We start from the raw sequence: 15,024 nt of genomic DNA, 5'->3' as shown, positions 1-15,024 counted from the left end.
TGGCGTGTTGGCGGACGCCGCCTGGTTCGTGGATTCCGCAACTTTTCCGGCACAGTAGGTGAGTGCCAGTCAGCAGAAGCCTCCCAGCCCCCGGTCAGGGACTTCCCGAACGCGCTGACCGGCTCATCCCGGGCCTGGCTACCGCGGCCGTCGCGCTGGCCGCGGCTTTCCTCGTCCACCGGCTGGTTCCCGTGCTTCCTGCCATGACCCTGGCCGTCGTTTTGGGCGTCCTGGCAGCCAACCTGCCCGGCGCCGGGGTGTGGACGGCCGGCAGGGCCCGGCCGGGGCTGGACTTCGCGGGCAAGCACCTGATGCGCGGCGGGATCATCCTGCTGGGGCTGAAGGTGAGCATCATGGACGTGTTGGGACTGGGCTGGCTTGCCCTGGTCCTGATCGCGGGGGTGGTCGCGGCCAGTTTCGGCGGGACCTACCTGATCTCCCGGCTGTTCCGGCTGCCGCCCGTGACCTCGCTCCTGGTGGCTACGGGGTTTTCGATCTGCGGCGCTTCCGCCATCGGTGCCATGGCCGCCGTCCGGCGGGTCCGGCACGTGGACACCGTCCTGCCGGTGGCGCTGGTGACACTGTGCGGGACGCTTGCCATCGGCGTCCTGCCCCTGTTCGTCCATCCGTTGCAACTCTCCCCGGCCGCTTTCGGCGCCTGGACGGGCGCTTCGGTGCACGACGTCGGCCAGGTGGTGGCCACGGCGCAAACTGCAGGGACCGCGGCACTGGGCGTCGCCGTCGTGGTTAAACTCACCCGCGTGCTGCTGCTGGCGCCCGTGGCCGCCATAGCCGGTGCGCACCAGCGGTTCGCCGTGCGGGACCGGGCAGGCGCCGGGGAAGGCGCGGCGGCAGACGCGGAGGCGGGCGATGCAGACGCCAAGCTTCCGCCGGTGGTGCCGTTGTTTGTCCTGGGCTTCATCGCCATGGTGGGCCTGCGCTCCACGGGTTGGCTCACCGCGGGGTGGCTGGAGGCAGGTGCGGCGCTGCAGGACATCCTGCTCGGCGCCGCGCTGTTCGGCCTGGGATCGGCGGTTCGGATCCGTACGCTGCTGCTCACCGGCGGACGGGCGCTCCTGGCAGCCCTTGCATCCTGGCTCCTGATCGCCCTCCTGGGGCTGGCGGCCGCCCTGTTGATCACGGCGTGATTTTGGACACCAGCCCCCGTGATTAGATAGCTGCGTGTTACATGAGAATCTGCAGCGCGCCGAAGCTGCCGCCCGGTCAGCCCTGATCAGCACCACCAGTTACGACGTCTCGCTGGACGTGCGGCAGGCGCCGGATCCGGAGGTTGCCGGCTATCCAACCCGCAGCGTGATCAACTTCACCGCACAGCCGGGCGGCTCCACCTTCCTGGACTTCATCGGCAGTGACGTGCACAGCGTGTTCCTGAACGGCAAGGGACTTCGCGTGGCGGACGTGGTGGACGGCGGCAGGATCAGGCTGGACAACCTGCAGGACGAGAACCAGGTGACCGTCACCGGAACAGCCGTTTACAGCCGCTCCGGCGAGGGGATGCACCGGTTCGTGGATCCCGCGGACGGCCAGTGCTACCTCTACACGCAGTACGAGCCGGCAGACGCCCGCCGGGTCTTCGCCAACTTTGAGCAGCCCGACCTCAAGGCCACCTACACCTTCCACGTGATGGCGCCCGCGCACTGGCACGTCGCCTCCAACGGGGCGGAGGTCAACCGCACCCTCCTCACCAGCGACCCCGCCACGGCTCGCTGGGACTTCGCCACCACCGGGCCCATGTCCACGTACATCACCACGATGCTCGCCGGCCCCTACTTCAAGGCGGAGGACCGCTGGCAGGCAACGCTCGACGACGGCACCTCCCTGGACGTCCCGCTCGCCCTCTACTGCCGGGCATCCATGGCGGATTCCTTCGACACCGACGAGCTGTTCCGGCTGACGAGGAACGGGCTGGACTTCTTCAACCGGCTTTTCGACTACCCGTACCCCTGGGGCAAGTACGACCAGGCTTTTGTGCCCGAATACAACCTCGGCGCAATGGAGAACCCCGGCCTGGTGACCTTCACCGAAAGCTACGTCTTCACCTCCCGTGCCACCGATGCCCAGTACCAGGCGCGGGCCAACACCCTCATGCACGAGATGGCGCACATGTGGTTCGGCGATCTGGTGACCATGCAGTGGTGGGATGACCTCTGGCTCAAGGAATCATTCGCCGACTACATGGGCACGCTGGGTGTGGACCGGGCCACCGGCTGGGACACCGCCTGGGTCAACTTCGCCAACAAGCGCAAGGCCTGGGCCAACGTCCAGGACCAGCTGCCCACCACCCATCCCATCGTCGCGGACATCCCGGACCTTGAGGCCGCCAAGCAGAACTTCGACGGCATCACCTACGCCAAGGGCGCCTCGGTGCTGAAGCAGTTGGTGGCTTACGTGGGCTTCGAGGCCTTCATCGCCGGGTCCCGCGCGTACTTCCGCAAGCACGCGTACGGGAACACGTCCCTGGCGGACCTCCTGTCAGCACTGGGCACCGCCTCCGGGCGGGACCTGGCCGGCTGGGCGCAGCAGTGGTTGCAGACCTCGGGTATTTCCACCCTCTCCCTGGAGTTCGCTCCCCTTGCCACAGCAAGGGACGACGACGGCGTGCCGGGCCAGGTGGTCATCGTCCAGGAGGCCACCGATCCGGTGACGGAACGGGAAGAGCTGCGGCCGCACCGGCTGCGCGTGGGTTCCTACGACTTCGACGGCGACGGCGCCTTGGCGCGGACCGGAAGTTTCGAAACAGACGTGACGGGTGCACGAACGGAGCTCCCCCAGCTCGCCGGCAAGCCGCGGCCCGCGCTCCTGCTGGTCAACGACGACGACCTCACCTACGCGAAGGTCAGGCTGGACGCGGCATCTGAGGCAACAGTCCGTACGTCCCTGGACCGGATCGCAGATCCCATGGCCAGGGCCCTCTGCTGGACTGCACTGTGGAACTCGGCCCGGGACGGTGAGAGCCCGGCGGTGCGCTACGTCGATGCCGTGGCCGCCTTCGGTCCGGCTGAAACCGGAATCGGTGTGCTGCTGAACATCCTCGACAACGCGAGCACCGCCGTCGAACGCTACACGCCTGCCGTGGAGCGGGCTGCCGTGCGGGCCTCCTTCCTGTCCACCGCGGCCGCCGAACTGGAGCGGGCAAGGCCGGGCTCGGACCAGCAGTTGGCCTGGGCGCGGACGCTCGTAACCCTCAGCAGGCACAACGACTCAGTATTGCCCAGGCTCAAGGGCCTGCTGGACGGGACAGCTCCGGTGGAAGGCCTGGCAGTGGACGCCGAGCTGCGCTGGCACATCTGGCATGCCCTGGCGGCAAACGGCCAGGCAACGGCCGCTGAGCTGGACGCCGAGCTGGCCCGGGACACCACGGCATCGGGACGCGCCGGCCACGCTACAGCGCTCGCCGCCCGCCCAGATCCGGACGTCAAAGCCGCGGCATGGAACGCGGCAGTGCACGGCAACGAACTCTCCAACCAGTTGCTGACCGCCACCATCAGCGGGTTTATGACGGCCCCGGCGGAACTGCTGGAACCGTATGTGGCGCCGTACTTTGAGTGCCTGCGGGCCGTGTGGGACGGGCGGAGCATCGAGATCGCCAGCCGGATCGTCCGGGGCCACTACCCGCTGGCACAGGACCTGGCGGACGGCGCGGATCCGGCGGAGCATCCGGTGATGAGGCGGACGGACGAGTGGCTGGCCTTGAACGCGGACGCTCCCCGGGCGCTGCGCAGGATCATCATCGAGCAGCGCAGCCACCTGCTGCGGGCACTCACCGCGCAGGCCGCCGGTTCACCTGCCGGGTAAGTTTGCGGATTTGTACCGTCCTGCGCAATGAAGCCGCGCCTCGGTGCGCAGGGGCAGTCCCTGCGCACCGAACCGACGCTTCACTGCGCTCCTAGGTACAGCGTCGGACTCAGGGAACCCTGCGGAGCCATTCGTCGGTGCCGAACTTCGTGGCAACGCGCTCGCGGGCAGTTTCCAGTTCAGCCTCTGTCAGCTCCGACGGTGTGGCACCATACCGCTCGGCGAAGACTTCCATCATGGCCGCGATAATGTCCGCGCGGGCCAGGCCGGTCTGGCGGCGGAGCGGATCCACCCGCTTTTTCGCGCTGCGGGTGCCCTTGTCCGAGAGCTTTTCCTTGCCGATGCGGAGCACCTCCACCATCTTGTCGGCGTCGATGTCGTAGCTCATGGTGACGTGGTGCAGCATGCCGCCGTTGGCCAGTCGCTTCTGGGCAGCCCCGCCGATCTTGCCCTGGTCCGTGGCGATATCGTTCAGCGGCACGTAAAACGCGGTGATGCCCAGTTTCTCCAGGGCCGCCATAACCCAGGCGTCCAGGAACGGGTAGGAGTCAGCGAAGCTGAGTCCGTCCACCAGGGTCTGCGGCAGGTACAGCGAGTAGGTGATGCAGTTGCCCGCCTCCATAAACATCGCTCCCCCGCCGCTGATCCGGCGGACCACCTTGATGCCGTGCTTCGCCACACCGTCCGGGTCCACCTCGTTGCGGTAGGACTGGAAACTGCCGATCACCGTTGACGGTTCCTGCCAGTCCCAGAACCGGAGCGTGGGATTGCGGCGGCCGGCGCCCACCTCTTCGGTGAGGACCTCGTCCAGGGCAACATTGATTTCGGTGGGCAGGACCGTGGGTGCGATCAGGGTCCAGTGGTGGTCCGCCCAGGACGTGGCCTTGGCCAGGGCGCGGCGGACTGCGATGGCCACGGCGTCGGCAGAGAAGCCGAACAGGGCAGCGTCGGGAGGCAGTGAAGCCGTGACGACGGCGGCAAGCTCGGCCGCCGTCGCGCTCTCCGGCAGTCCCGTGAGGCCGCCGTTGATGTCCAGGAGTGCCTCGTCCGGCTCCAGGAAGAAGTCCCCGCTGACTGAGACGTTGGCCAGCCGGGCGTCAACGACGTCCAGGTCCACCACCACCAGCTTGCCGCCGGGGACTTTGTACTCACCGTGCCGGCGGGAAGCGGGATCAGCTGCGGGAGATGGCGTGGCGGTCATGGTTCCCATCCTGCCCCAGGAACGTGCCCCGGCGCCAAGCCGCCGCAGCCCGGGCGGCTGCTGTTAACGCGGAAAGCCCGCACCGTCACCGGTGCGGGCTTTCCCTGTGAAGCTTGGGGGGGAAGTAAATTACTTCTTGCCGCCGAAGCCCTTGAAGCGAGCGTTGAAGCGCTCGACGCGGCCTGCGGAGTCCATGATGCGCTGCTTACCCGTGTAGAACGGGTGGGACTCGGAGGAGATTTCGACGTCGATGACCGGGTAGGTGTTGCCGTCTTCCCACTCGATGGTCTTCGAGGAAGACACGGTGGAGCGGGTCAGGAACTTCGTGCCGGAGGCCAGGTCGTTGAAAACAACAGCTTCGTACTTCGGGTGGGTATCAGACTTCATAATGGGACCTTTGTTCGCACAACTGGATTTTGCCAGCTGCCAGGTATGAATGGGATTGGCCGGAATCCGCGCCAATCGACGCAGGACGGCCAGCTATCAATAATAGCGGATAACCAGGGTGCCAGCGAACCGCGCGTCAGCGCTCATTGCGTGCTTGGTTCTTGTCCTGATCGCGGGGACGCAACTCCCAGAACGCGACGGCTGACGCGGCGGCCACGTTGAGGGAGTCCACACCGTTGCGCATGGGGATCTTAACGGCGAGGTCGACGGCGGCGAGCGTCTCGTCGCTCATGCCGGCGCCTTCGGTGCCAAGCACCAGGGCAAGTTTCTCCGGGTTCCGCGCGGCCACCTTGTCCACGTCCTGCGCATCGTCGGTCAGCTCCAGGGCGGCCACGGTGAAGCCCTGGTCCTTGAGCAGGTACAGGTCCTGCGGCCAGTTGCTGAGCCGGGCCCACGGTACCTGGAAGACCGTGCCCATGCTCACGCGGACACTGCGGCGGTAGAGCGGGTCTCCGCACCGGGGCGACACCAGGACGGCGTCAATGTCCAGGGCGGCGGCTGACCGGAAGATGGCGCCCACGTTGGTGTGGTCCACGATGTCCTCAAGAACGGCCACCCGGCGCGCGCCGGCCAGCAGTTCCGGCAGCGGCACAGGTTCAGGACGCTGCATGGCCGCCATGGCACCGCGGTGAAGATGGAAGCCGGTAATCTCCTCCAGCAGTGCTGCCTTGCCGATGAAGGCGGGTACGTCGGGGTAGGCACCGAGGATGTCCTGCAGGTCCTCCAGCCACTTCTCGGCCAGGAAGAAGGACCGCGGCTGGTGCCCTGCGGCAAGCGCGCGCCGCAGCACGCGGGATGATTCAGCGATGTACATGCCCTCGGCAGGTTCCCGGAGCTTCCGCAGGTGCACGTCCGTGAGCTGCGTGTAGTCGGAAACGCGGGGATCCGCGGCGGACTCGAGATAGTGGATTGTCACCGGGAGATTATTTCAGCAGATTGGTGATCATGAAGCCGAGGGCCACCAGCCCCAGGACGAAGATCACCCCGCGCAGTACCGTGGGTGACAGCCTGCGCCCCACCTTGGCCCCCAGGAGTCCGCCAATGCTGGAGCTGACGGCAATCAGCAGCACCACGAGCCAGTTGATCCGGTCGAACGCGAACAGCAGGTAGGAGATGGCGGCCACCAGGTTCACGCCGAGCACCAGGATGTTCTTCATGGCGTTCGCGTTCTGGATGGTGCCCGTAAGAAAGATTCCCAGGATACCCACCAGCAGAATCCCCTGGGCAGCCACGAAGTAGCCGCCGTAAACACCGGCAAGGTAGACCAGCACCACCAGGAGGAGACCATGCCGCTTGTCCCGAACGGCGTGCTCCGGGTTCGCCTCGCGGTTGCGGACCCAGGCCTGCATGCGGGGCTGGAACACCACCATCAGCAGGGCCAGCACCAGCAGGACCGGGGCCACGTAGTGGAAGACCTTCTCCGGCAGGTGCAGGAGCAGCCAAGCACCTGAAATGCCGCCGAGGAGGGACGCCGGCAGCAGCCTCAGCAGCTGGCGGCCGCGGCCCTTCAGTTCCCGGCGGTAACCGAACGCCCCGGCAGCCGTCCCGAAAACGAGGCCCATGGCGTTGCTCATTGAAGCAACCACGGGTGTGACGCCCAGGGCGATGAGGACGGGGAATGTCACCAGCGTGCCGGAGCCCACCACGGCGTTGATGGTGCCGGCCCAGAGGCCGGCGATGGACACAAAAATACTGCTGAGAAGATCCAAGGTGCTGCGGTGCCGCCTTTAGCGGCGGGCGACGGCGGTGTACCGGCCGGCGTTCTCGGTCATGTCGAGCTCCAGCCCAAAAGTCTCGCTGAGGTTCCCGGCCGTCAGCACCTCGGTGATGGGGCCCGCCGCAACCACGCCGCCGTCGCGCAGCAGCATGGCGTGGGTGAAGCCCGGCGGAACTTCCTCGAGGTGGTGGGTCACCAGGACCATAGCGGGCGCGGCCTCGTCACGGGCCAGTTCTCCGAGCTTGTGGACGAGTTCCTCACGGCCGCCGAGATCCAGGCCGGCGGCCGGTTCATCCAGCAGCAGCAGTTCGGGATCGGTCATCAGCGCGCGGGCGATCTGGACGCGTTTGCGCTCCCCTTCGGAGAGGGTGGCGAAGGTGCGGTTCAGGAGGGGGCCCATGCCCCAGTCGTTGAGGAGGCGGAAAGCCCTGCGCTCGTCGTCGCGCTCGTATCCCTCGCGCCAGCGGCCCGTCACGCCGTACGCGGCGGTGACCACCACGTTGAGGACGTTCTCGTGTTCGGGAATCTGGGTGGCGAGGGCGGCAGAGGAAAGCCCGATGCGGGGGCGGAGCTCAAAGACGTCAACCCGGCCCAGGATCTCATCGAGGATTCCTGCTGTGCCGCTGCTCGGGTGCATCCGGGCGGCTGCGATCTGGAGGAGTGTGGTCTTGCCGGCACCGTTGGGGCCGAGGATCACCCAGCGTTCGCCGTCGTTGACCTGCCAGTCCACTTTGTCCAGCAGGGTCTTTTTACCTCGGACAACGCTGACGGAGTCCAGTTCCAGAACATCACTCATAGGAGTAGACACTAGGACAAAAAAGAGGCTGACTGATAACCGGTGTGACCAGCCCAACTACGCAAATTCAGGCGGAAAAGACTGGATACGGTCCCGGGAGCCGCACCTGGAGCGCTGGCCATGGCTATCGCACGCTTTCCCGTCGTGGTCCTCGATTGTCCCGACCCAAAATCTTGGCAGCGTTCTATCGCGGCGGGACGCCTTGAATTCAAAGGACCGCTCCCCCGAAAGCTAAGATTGCAGGCATGACTTCGAACGTGACTGCGGTCAGCTATGGCCTGAATATGACCCCTACCGGGCTGGAGCAGCTGCGTTCCGTCCTCAGCTCCCGTGGCGCCAAGGTGCTCTCGGAAAACAGCGCCGGGGACGGGCGCTACCAGGTCCAGGTGGCCGCGCTCGAGCTTCCCGACGCCACCTCGGCAGGCCTGGCCGGACTGCGCCATGCGGTCGCCGAAGCCTCGCTCAGCGGATTCGACACCGCGCTGGTCCCGAACGGTCTCCGCTCAGCCGAACGGAAGCTGCTGATCATGGACGTCGATTCCACCCTGATCCAACAGGAGGTCATCGAACTCCTCGCCGCCTATGCCGGCAAGCGCGAGGAGGTGGCCGCTGTTACTGAAGCTGCCATGCGCGGCGAACTGGACTTCGCCCAAAGCCTGCACGCCCGGGTGCAGGTGCTCGCGGGGCTGCCGGCCGACGTCGTCCATTCCGTCCGCCGGGAAGTGAAACTCAGCGAAGGCGCGGCCGAGCTCGTGGCTGCCTTCAAGGCCGCAGGGCACGTGGTGGCAGTGGTGTCCGGCGGGTTCAACCAGATCCTGGAGCCGATTGCCGCTGAACTGGGCCTGGACTACTGGCAGGCGAACGAGCTGGAGATCGTGGATGGCGCCCTGACGGGCAAGGTGCTCGGTGCCGTCGTGGACCGCGCGGCGAAAGAGAAGTACCTGCGCGAGTGGGCAGCAGCCGAAGGCATCGCCCTCGAGCACACCGTTGCTGTGGGCGACGGTGCCAACGACCTGGACATGCTCGGTGCTGCCGGGATCGGCGTCGCGTTCAATGCAAAGCCTGCCGTACGCGCCGTGGCTGATGCCGCCATCAACATGCCGTACCTCGACGCCGTCCGCCACGTCGCCGGGGTCTGACACCTGGCACCCGGCTTAACCGCGAGATGGGCCCACGCCCGCAGGGTTCCCTGACCGGGCTTGCGAGGTTAGGGGCCGGGCGGGGACGTCGCGGCAGCGTCCGAAGGGAACATTGCCGCGACGTGCCATCTCGCGTTGTGCAAGGAGCCTAGCTGGCCGGCTGCCCGGCGCCCTTGCCGAAGTAGTCGGCACCGCCGGCGTACTCGGTGTGGCCGGATTCGACGTCGGCTGTGACCATGCTGGCCACGACCTCGGCGAACTCTTCCACGGAGTACAGCTTGCCGGCTTCCGCCCGCCGCGCCTCGATGGCGCCCGGGGTGGAGCGGTCCAGGAGCGTAGCGGTGACGGTGCCCTCGATCATGTCGCCGGAAACGACTACCAGGGTGATGCCCTTCTCGGCAAGGTTGGGGATGAGTTCGCGCAGGGCGTCTTCCCCGGCGCGCTTGCTGCGGGCCACCGGCTCGTAGGCCTCCATGGTGGGCACCGTGTTGATGAAGTGGGCCTGGTGGCTGGTGACGAACACCACGCGCGAACCTTCCTGCATCAGCGGCACGGCGGCGTTGAGCATGTTGACCTGGGCGTCGCGGTTCAGCTTGAGCGCGTAGTCCTCGCCCATGCCGGATTCCATGCCGCCGGAGGCGTTCAGCACCAGGATGTCCAGCGATCCGAAGTTCTCCATGGCGGCGGAGGCGAGGGCCTGCACGCCTTCCTGGGTGGTGAGGTCCGCGCCCACGGCCACGGCGCGGCCGCCCGCAGCTTCAATCCCCTGCACCACTTTGTTGGCGCGCGGTGCCTTCTGGCGGTAGTTCACCACGACGGCGGCGCCCTGGCCGGCGAGGATCCTGGCCACGTCTGCGCCGATGCCGCGTGATGATCCGGTAACGATGGCGGTCTTGTTGTCGAGCAGTCCCATATGAGCTCCCTTTGTTCGAAACGTCTAAATCGCTGATGGTCTGGAGTCCATCATGCCAGCGGGTGTTGGTGATTCGCTTGTGTGACTCCCACAAAGAAGCACCGCACCCGGTGTGTTGAAAAGGTCAGTGGCCCATGCCCAGGCCGCCGTCCACGGGGATGACAGCGCCCGAGATGTAGGCTGCCTCGTCGCTGGAGATCCAGCGGACCACGTTGGCAACTTCGGAGGCTTCGGCAAAACGGCGGGCGGGGATGCTGGCCAGGTAGTCCTTCTGGGTTGCTTCCGGAAGCTCTGCTGTCATGTCCGTATTGATGAAGCCCGGCGCGACCACATTGGCGGTGATGCCGCGCGAACCCAGCTCGCGGGTCAGCGAACGGGCGATTCCCACCAGGCCCGCCTTGGAAGCTGAGTAGTTGATCTGCCCGGGCGCGCCGTACAGGCCCGACACGGAGGAAATCAGGACAACACGGCCCTTACGAAGGCGGATCATGCCCTTGGACGCGCGCTTGATCACCCGGAACGCGCCTGTGAGGTTGGTGTCGATGACAGAGGTGAAGTCGTCTTCACTCATGCGCAGGAGCAGGGTGTCCTTGGTGATGCCGGCGTTCGCGATGAGGACCTCCACAGGGCCATGGGCAGCTTCCACTTCCTTGAATGCGGCGTCCACGGAGGCCTCATCAGTGACATCGGCCTTGACGCCCAGGATTCCCTCCGGCAGCTTCGATTCGCTGCGGTACGTCACGGCCACCTTGTCGCCATTGGCCAGGAACGCTTCCGCAATCGCGAGTCCAATGCCGCGGTTTCCACCGGTGATCAGGACGCTGCGGGGGGCGGTGGCTGCTTCAGTCATGTAGAGGCTCCGGTATTCTGCGGCACGGTGCACCGCGGTAGAAGAGGGTGTTTTGGCTGACTTTGATCTTAGCGTCCCGCCCCGGCAAGGGTTTGGGCGCCACTGCCGATGGTGAGAGAATTGATGCAAGCCTTTGGAGCGTGATCATTCACCGTGACCCTTGAAAACCATGCGGGACAATCCGCGCCTGGAGAACCAGGCCGGTTCTCCGGCGACTCGGAAGTCCACAGCATCACGGATGCTGCTGAAGCGCATTCCGAGGACATGCGCCAACGGATGATCAAGTACGCGCTCGCCATGGGCATCCGCATGGTGTGCCTGATCATGATCTTCGTGGTGGATGGCTGGCTTAAGATCTTGATGGTTGCCGGGGCGGTCTTCCTGCCGTGGATAGCGGTGGTCATCGCGAACGGCAGCGACAAGGCGGAGGGGCACAGCGACCTGCTGCTGGACTCCGCGCCGCTGGCGGAGCTCGAGAGCCCGCCTGCTCCTTCCGCCGATCAGCACGGCAACGAGGTCCTGCAGGGCGAGCTCATCAACGAGGACGACGAAACACCAACCGGGCAGGAGCGGAAGGCATCATGAGTATTTTCGACTTCGCCGCGGTAACCGGCCCCACGATGGGCGAATCCGCTGCTGTCTGCTCCCGCAAGGCGTGCCGGTCCCAGGCTTCGTGGCAGCTTCTGTGGAACAACCCGAAGATCCATACCCCCGAGCGCCGCAAGACGTGGCTTGCCTGCGGAGACCACCGCGAGTGGCTTGAGGATTACCTTCAAACACGTGGCCTGTGGAAGGAAACCGTACCGCTTGAGGACAGCCGGGTATCCGGTGCCCTGGAGCAGGACAGCTGAATGTACCGTTTCCTCTTTTCCAGCAAATGGCTGGGTTATCTCCTGCTGGCCGCGATCTTCGCCACCGCCTGCGTTTTCCTGGGCCGCTGGCAGATGGACCGTCGCGCCGAAACCCTGGCCGAGATCAACCGGGTGGTGACCAACTACTCGGCAACGCCTGTCCCCTTTGCCGATGTCAGGGAAGACTTCGACCAGCTCGACCCGGGCAAGGAGTGGACGCAGGTGGAGCTGAAAGGCTCGTACCTCCCAGACGGGCAGCGCATCGTCCGGAATCGGCCGTTGAACGGCCAGCCGGGCTACGAAGTGGTTGTGCCGTTCCGGCTGGCCACTGGCGAAACCGTGATTGTTGACCGGGGGTGGCTGCCCATCGGCAACAACAATCCCGGCAGCCCCGATTCGGTGCCGGCACCTCCCTCGGGTGAGGTGACCGCCGTCGTGCGCTTAAAGCATCCTGAGCCTGCACTCCAGCGCGGTGCGCCGGAAGGGCAGCTGGCGTCCATCGATCTCACCGCCTACTCTGCCCAGCTCGGGTACCCCCTGCTGACCGGGGCATACGGCCAGCTTGCGTCCGAGACGCCGGCGGCAGCGGAGATGCCGCTGCCGTTTCCGAAGCCTTCCACCGAGGAAGGCACCCACCTTTCCTACTCACTGCAGTGGTTCGCGTTCGGCGTGCTGATGTTCGTGGGCTTCGGCTATGCCGCCCGCCAACAGGCGCGCAACGCGGCGATTGATGCGGAGGACGACGACGGATTGCCAGACGGCGTGCGCCATTCGGCTGCCGCGGCAGCCCGCCGTCGTCCGCCCGTCCCCAAAAAGCGGAAGAAGGCGACGGCCGAGGAAGAGGAAGACGCCCTCCTGGACGCCCAGGGGTACTGATTTGCGCAGCTTGTACCGTTCAGTCGAGGACCGGCACTGGAGCTAACCGGTCCGCCTTGGTAGCTTCAACGCATGGCCATCAAACTTGAGAACGTCGGAATCGCCGTTCGCGACCTCGAAGCAACCATCGACTTTTTCACCGACCTCGGGCTCACGGTCGTCGGCCGTGACACGGTCAGCGGCGAGTGGACAGACACTGCCGTGGGGCTGGATGGCAACCACGCCAAGATTGCGATGCTGCAGACCCCGGACGGCCATGGCCAGCTTGAGCTCTTCGAATACATCCACCCCAAAGCCAACGAGTCGAACCCGACCCGGCCGAACGACATCGGCATGCACCGGGTGGCCTTCTCGGTGGACGACATCGATGAGGCCCTTGAGATAGCTGCCAGGCACGGATGCCGTCCGCTGCGCGGCGTGGCGACCTACGGCGACGTTTACAAACTCACGTACCTCCGCGGTCCCAGCGGAATCCTCGTGATGCTCGCCCAGAAACTGAAGGAAGACTGACCCCTAAGCCAGCGTAATGAGGTCCAGGTAGTCTTCGTTCCAGTGGTCTTCGACGCCGTCGGGCAGCAGGACGACGCGCTCGGGGTTGAGGGCCTCGACTGCCCCCTCGTCGTGGCTGACCAGGACGACGGCGCCGCTGTAGTTCTTCAGTGCGCCCAGGATCTCGGCGCGGCTGGCGGGGTCCAGGTTGTTGGTGGGCTCGTCCAGGAGCAGCACGTTGGCGCTGGAGGCCACGATCGTGGCCAGTGCCAGGCGGGTCTTCTCGCCGCCGGAGAGCACGCCGGCAGGCTTTTCCACGTCGTCACCGGAGAACAGGAACGAGCCGAGAATGCCGCGCACCTCTGCGTCCTTCATGTCGGGAGCAGCGGAGCGCATGTTTTCCAGGACGGTGCGGTCGACGTCGAGCGTCTCGTGCTCCTGGGCGTAGTAGCCCACCTTGAGGCCGTGACCGGCGATAACGTCACCGGTGTCCGGCTTGTCCACGCCCGCCAGCATCCGCAGGAGGGTGGTCTTGCCGGCGCCGTTGAGGCCGAGGATGACTACCTTGGAGCCGCGGTCGATGGCGAGGTCCACATCGGTGAAGATCTCCAGGGAGCCGTACGACTTGCTGAGGCCTTCGGCCGTGAGCGGTGTCCTGCCGCAGGGCGACGGATCCGGGAAGCGCAGCGCGGCCACGCGGTCCTGCTCGCGGACTGCTTCGAGCCCGCTGAGGAGGCGCTCGGCGCGCTTGGCCATGTTCTGTGCGGCCACGGCTTTGGTGGCCTTCGCGCGCATCTTGTTGGCCTGGTCAAACAGGACCTGGGCTTTCTTTTCGGCGTTGGCACGTTCGCGTTTGCGGGCCCGCTCGTCAGTTTCGCGCTGGGTGAGGTAGCGCTTCCAGTCCATGTTGTAGAAGTCGATCTGCGCCCGGTTCGCGTCAAGGAGGAAGACCTTGTTGACCGTGGCTTCGAGCAGCTCGGTATCGTGGCTGATCACGATGAGGCCGCCCTGGTGGTTTTTCAGGAAGTCGCGCAGCCAGGCGATGGAATCGGCGTCGAGGTGGTTGGTGGGCTCGTCAAGGAGCATGGTCTCGGCGTCGGAGTAAAGGATTCTTGCCAGCTCAACACGTCGGCGCTGGCCACCGGACAGGGTTTTGAGGGGCTGGTTCAAGAGGCGGTCCGGCAGAGCCAGGTTGGAGCAGATTGCGGCGGCCTCGGCTTCGGCAGCGTAGCCGCCGGCCGCCAGGAACTCGGACTCGAGCCGGTCATAGCGGTTCATCGCCTTGCGCTGTACCGCGGCGTCCTCGCTCGCCATCTCTTCATGGGCCAGGCGGAGTTTGCCGACGGCGATGTCCAGGCCGCGGACGGACAGGATGCGGTCACGGGCCAACTGCTCCATATCCGGGGTGCGCGGGTCCTGCGGCAGGTAACCGATCTCACCGCTGCGGGTCACCTTGCCGGCAGCGGGCAGGCCCTCCCCTGCAAGAACACGGGTGAGCGTGGTCTTGCCGGCTCCGTTGCGGCCCACCAGGCCGATCTTGTCTCCCTTGTCGATGCGGAAGCTCACCTGGTCCATCAGGAGCCGGGCGCCGGCACGCAGTTCAAGATCCTGGACAGTAATCACAGCAGGTAGAGCCTTTCACAGCAGGGATAAGCCGCAGCCCGGAGCGTCTGTGGCGGGCGTGGGCGGCAATGGCCGGAGAACGGCCCATCCAAGTCTACCGTCCGCAGCAACGGCACTGAACCGCACGCGCCCGGCTGCCTGCCCGGCTCAGGGTAGGAAGAACCTCGGGGCCGCTGATGGCCATGCCAAGAATTTCCCAAGCCCGGTCGCCAGGCTCGCACGCAGTCAAGGGCCCAAGTGGCGCATGGACAAACCAGGGCCGGCAGGACAGCGGAAGGGGCGGACTGTCACTGAGAGCACAAGTGG

15 protein-coding genes are annotated in these 15,024 nt (G+C 66.0%); 7 read left to right on the top strand and 8 right to left on the bottom strand.

Features of this window, described 5'->3' with window-relative positions:
- Window positions 1-62: 62 nt before the first annotated feature.
- Together QFZ36_RS01825 and pepN are read left to right on the top strand one after the other, a co-directional pair.
- Window positions 63-1,148 (top strand): YeiH family protein, encoded by a 1,086-nt coding sequence (locus QFZ36_RS01825; protein WP_306633459.1) that lies wholly within the window; start codon window positions 63-65, stop codon window positions 1,146-1,148.
- Window positions 1,149-1,182: 34 nt separating this feature from the next.
- Window positions 1,183-3,816, top strand: a complete 2,634-nt coding sequence (gene pepN / locus QFZ36_RS01820; protein ID WP_306633457.1) for an aminopeptidase N — start codon at window positions 1,183-1,185, stop codon at window positions 3,814-3,816.
- Window positions 3,817-3,925: 109 nt separating this feature from the next.
- On the opposite strand, the gene QFZ36_RS01815 is transcribed toward pepN, so the two are convergent.
- From QFZ36_RS01815 to QFZ36_RS01795, 5 genes are all read right to left on the bottom strand, one after another.
- Window positions 3,926-5,017, bottom strand: a complete 1,092-nt coding sequence (locus QFZ36_RS01815) for a lipoate--protein ligase family protein (protein WP_306633455.1) — start codon at window positions 5,015-5,017, stop codon at window positions 3,926-3,928.
- Between the two features lie 129 nt (window positions 5,018-5,146).
- Window positions 5,147-5,404, bottom strand: coding sequence for a type B 50S ribosomal protein L31 (locus QFZ36_RS01810; protein ID WP_018761303.1), 258 nt, complete (start codon window positions 5,402-5,404; stop codon window positions 5,147-5,149).
- Between the two features lie 136 nt (window positions 5,405-5,540).
- Entirely contained in the window at window positions 5,541-6,380 is an 840-nt protein-coding gene (locus QFZ36_RS01805) for a TrmH family RNA methyltransferase (RefSeq protein ID WP_306633453.1), read from the bottom strand.
- Window positions 6,381-6,387: 7 nt separating this feature from the next.
- Window positions 6,388-7,173, bottom strand: coding sequence for a sulfite exporter TauE/SafE family protein (locus QFZ36_RS01800; RefSeq protein WP_306633451.1), 786 nt, complete (start codon window positions 7,171-7,173; stop codon window positions 6,388-6,390).
- 18 nt (window positions 7,174-7,191) lie between these two features.
- A complete protein-coding gene (locus tag QFZ36_RS01795; protein ID WP_306633449.1) occupies window positions 7,192-7,977 on the bottom strand; it encodes an ABC transporter ATP-binding protein in 786 nt (261 codons plus the stop codon).
- 245 nt (window positions 7,978-8,222) lie between these two features.
- Here QFZ36_RS01795 and serB point away from each other — a divergent pair, with 245 nt between their 5' ends.
- Window positions 8,223-9,116 (top strand): phosphoserine phosphatase SerB, encoded by an 894-nt coding sequence (gene serB, locus QFZ36_RS01790; RefSeq protein ID WP_306633448.1) that lies wholly within the window; start codon window positions 8,223-8,225, stop codon window positions 9,114-9,116.
- A gap of 148 nt (window positions 9,117-9,264) precedes the next feature.
- Here serB and QFZ36_RS01785 read toward each other — a convergent pair whose 3' ends face one another.
- Both QFZ36_RS01785 and QFZ36_RS01780 read right to left on the bottom strand, forming a co-directional pair.
- Window positions 9,265-10,029, bottom strand: a complete 765-nt coding sequence (locus QFZ36_RS01785) for an SDR family oxidoreductase (RefSeq protein WP_306633446.1) — start codon at window positions 10,027-10,029, stop codon at window positions 9,265-9,267.
- A gap of 124 nt (window positions 10,030-10,153) precedes the next feature.
- Window positions 10,154-10,879, bottom strand: coding sequence for a beta-ketoacyl-ACP reductase (locus tag QFZ36_RS01780; RefSeq protein WP_306633445.1), 726 nt, complete (start codon window positions 10,877-10,879; stop codon window positions 10,154-10,156).
- Between the two features lie 153 nt (window positions 10,880-11,032).
- Between QFZ36_RS01780 and QFZ36_RS01775 the strand changes: the two genes are divergently transcribed.
- From QFZ36_RS01775 to QFZ36_RS01760, 4 genes are all read left to right on the top strand, one after another.
- Window positions 11,033-11,464, top strand: coding sequence for a DUF3099 domain-containing protein (locus QFZ36_RS01775; protein WP_306633443.1), 432 nt, complete (start codon window positions 11,033-11,035; stop codon window positions 11,462-11,464).
- Window positions 11,461-11,730: a hypothetical protein gene (locus QFZ36_RS01770; protein ID WP_306633441.1), complete on the top strand. Its 270-nt coding sequence runs from the start codon at window positions 11,461-11,463 to the stop codon at window positions 11,728-11,730. The genes QFZ36_RS01775 and QFZ36_RS01770 overlap by 4 nt, the downstream gene beginning before the upstream one ends.
- Window positions 11,731-12,606 carry an SURF1 family cytochrome oxidase biogenesis protein gene (locus QFZ36_RS01765; RefSeq protein ID WP_306633439.1) on the top strand — a complete coding sequence of 292 codons (876 nt, stop codon included), beginning with the start codon at window positions 11,731-11,733 and terminating at the stop codon, window positions 12,604-12,606.
- 72 nt (window positions 12,607-12,678) lie between these two features.
- Window positions 12,679-13,116 carry a VOC family protein gene (locus QFZ36_RS01760; RefSeq protein WP_306633437.1) on the top strand — a complete coding sequence of 146 codons (438 nt, stop codon included), beginning with the start codon at window positions 12,679-12,681 and terminating at the stop codon, window positions 13,114-13,116.
- Window positions 13,117-13,119: 3 nt separating this feature from the next.
- Here the strand turns inward: QFZ36_RS01760 and QFZ36_RS01755 are convergent, their stop codons facing one another.
- Window positions 13,120-14,718, bottom strand: coding sequence for an ABC-F family ATP-binding cassette domain-containing protein (locus QFZ36_RS01755; RefSeq protein ID WP_306633435.1), 1,599 nt, complete (start codon window positions 14,716-14,718; stop codon window positions 13,120-13,122).
- Window positions 14,719-15,024 lie beyond the last annotated feature (306 nt).

The organism is Pseudarthrobacter siccitolerans (genome assembly GCF_030823375.1).
Taxonomy (GTDB): Bacteria; Actinomycetota; Actinomycetes; order Actinomycetales; family Micrococcaceae; genus Arthrobacter; species Arthrobacter siccitolerans_A.
This window is presented reverse-complemented; position numbering and strand designations above follow the sequence as displayed.

Bases quoted from the DNA above. Each gene is read 5' to 3' on its own strand.
- QFZ36_RS01815 (WP_306633455.1), bottom strand. From the start codon at position 5,017: ATGACCGCCACGCCATCTCCCGCAGCTGATCCCGCTTCCCGCCGGCAC.
- QFZ36_RS01810 (WP_018761303.1), bottom strand. From the start codon at position 5,404: ATGAAGTCTGATACCCACCCGAAGTACGAAGCTGTTGTTTTCAACGAC.
- QFZ36_RS01795 (WP_306633449.1), bottom strand. From the start codon at position 7,977: ATGAGTGATGTTCTGGAACTGGACTCCGTCAGCGTTGTCCGAGGTAAA.
- serB (WP_306633448.1), top strand. From the start codon at position 8,223: ATGACTTCGAACGTGACTGCGGTCAGCTATGGCCTGAATATGACCCCT.
- QFZ36_RS01785 (WP_306633446.1), bottom strand. From the start codon at position 10,029: ATGGGACTGCTCGACAACAAGACCGCCATCGTTACCGGATCATCACGC.
- QFZ36_RS01780 (WP_306633445.1), bottom strand. From the start codon at position 10,879: ATGACTGAAGCAGCCACCGCCCCCCGCAGCGTCCTGATCACCGGTGGA.
- QFZ36_RS01770 (WP_306633441.1), top strand. From the start codon at position 11,461: ATGAGTATTTTCGACTTCGCCGCGGTAACCGGCCCCACGATGGGCGAA.
- QFZ36_RS01765 (WP_306633439.1), top strand. From the start codon at position 11,731: ATGTACCGTTTCCTCTTTTCCAGCAAATGGCTGGGTTATCTCCTGCTG.
- QFZ36_RS01760 (WP_306633437.1), top strand. From the start codon at position 12,679: ATGGCCATCAAACTTGAGAACGTCGGAATCGCCGTTCGCGACCTCGAA.